This is a genomic window from Limosilactobacillus fastidiosus (genome assembly GCF_014145505.1).
Lineage (GTDB): Bacteria > Bacillota > Bacilli > Lactobacillales > Lactobacillaceae > Limosilactobacillus > Limosilactobacillus fastidiosus.
In genome coordinates this window covers 1-1,701 of sequence record NZ_JACIUZ010000016.1, presented here as the reverse complement: position 1 = coordinate 1,701, position 1,701 = coordinate 1, and the positions used below count along the sequence as shown (strand labels likewise).

1 rRNA gene is annotated in these 1,701 nt (G+C 52.3%); it reads left to right on the top strand.

Features of this window, described 5'->3' with window-relative positions:
* Positions 1–59 precede the first annotated feature (59 nt).
* A 16S ribosomal RNA gene (locus H5R64_RS01090) occupies positions 60–1,634 on the top strand.
* Positions 1,635–1,701: the final 67 nt, after the last annotated feature.

The following is a 1,701-nucleotide window of genomic DNA, read 5'->3' as shown; positions in this document are numbered from 1 at the left end:
CATTTGCGAAGTCAATTCGCTTAATTAATTTGAATTAGAGCTATTCAAGTTCTTGTATTTTATATGAGAGTTTGATCCTGGCTCAGGATGAACGCCGGCGGTGTGCCTAATACATGCAAGTCGAGCGCACTGGCCCAACTGATATGACGTGCTTGCACTGATTTGATGTTGGATTCCCAGTGAGCGGCGGACGGGTGAGTAACACGTGGGCAACCTGCCCTGAAGCGGGGGATAACATCTGGAAACAGGTGCTAATACCGCATAACAACGAAAACCACATGGTTTTCGTTTCAAAGATGGTTTCGGCTATCACTTCAGGATGGGCCCGCGGTGCATTAGCTAGTTGGTAAGGTAACGGCTTACCAAGGCGATGATGCATAGCCGAGTTGAGAGACTGATCGGCCACAATGGAACTGAGACACGGTCCATACTCCTACGGGAGGCAGCAGTAGGGAATCTTCCACAATGGGCGCAAGCCTGATGGAGCAACACCGCGTGAGTGAAGAAGGGTTTCGGCTCGTAAAGCTCTGTTGTTGGAGAAGAACGTGCGTGAGAGTAACTGTTCACGCAGTGACGGTATCCAACCAGAAAGTCACGGCTAACTACGTGCCAGCAGCCGCGGTAATACGTAGGTGGCAAGCGTTATCCGGATTTATTGGGCGTAAAGCGAGCGCAGGCGGTTACTTAGGTCTGATGTGAAAGCCTTCGGCTTAACCGAAGAAGTGCATCGGAAACCGGGCAACTTGAGTGCAGAAGAGGACAGTGGAACTCCATGTGTAGCGGTGGAATGCGTAGATATATGGAAGAACACCAGTGGCGAAGGCGGCTGTCTGGTCTGCAACTGACGCTGAGGCTCGAAAGCATGGGTAGCGAACAGGATTAGATACCCTGGTAGTCCATGCCGTAAACGATGAGTGCTAGGTGTTGGAGGGTTTCCGCCCTTCAGTGCCGGAGCTAACGCATTAAGCACTCCGCCTGGGGAGTACGACCGCAAGGTTGAAACTCAAAGGAATTGACGGGGGCCCGCACAAGCGGTGGAGCATGTGGTTTAATTCGAAGCTACGCGAAGAACCTTACCAGGTCTTGACATCTTGCGCCAACCTCAGAGATGAGGCGTTCCCTTCGGGGACGCAATGACAGGTGGTGCATGGTCGTCGTCAGCTCGTGTCGTGAGATGTTGGGTTAAGTCCCGCAACGAGCGCAACCCTTGTTACTAGTTGCCAGCATTAAGTTGGGCACTCTAGTGAGACTGCCGGTGACAAACCGGAGGAAGGTGGGGACGACGTCAGATCATCATGCCCCTTATGACCTGGGCTACACACGTGCTACAATGGACGGTACAACGAGTTGCGAGCTCGCGAGAGTAAGCTAATCTCTTAAAGCCGTTCTCAGTTCGGACTGTAGGCTGCAACTCGCCTACACGAAGTCGGAATCGCTAGTAATCGCGGATCAGCATGCCGCGGTGAATACGTTCCCGGGCCTTGTACACACCGCCCGTCACACCATGGAAGTTTGCAATGCCCAAAGTCGGTGGCCTAACCATTTGGAGGGAGCCGCCTAAGGCAGGGCAGATGACTGGGGTGAAGTCGTAACAAGGTAGCCGTAGGAGAACCTGCGGCTGGATCACCTCCTTTCTAAGGAATAAAACGGAAACCTACACATTGTTGAAACTTTGTTTAGTTTTGAGAGGTTTACTCTCAA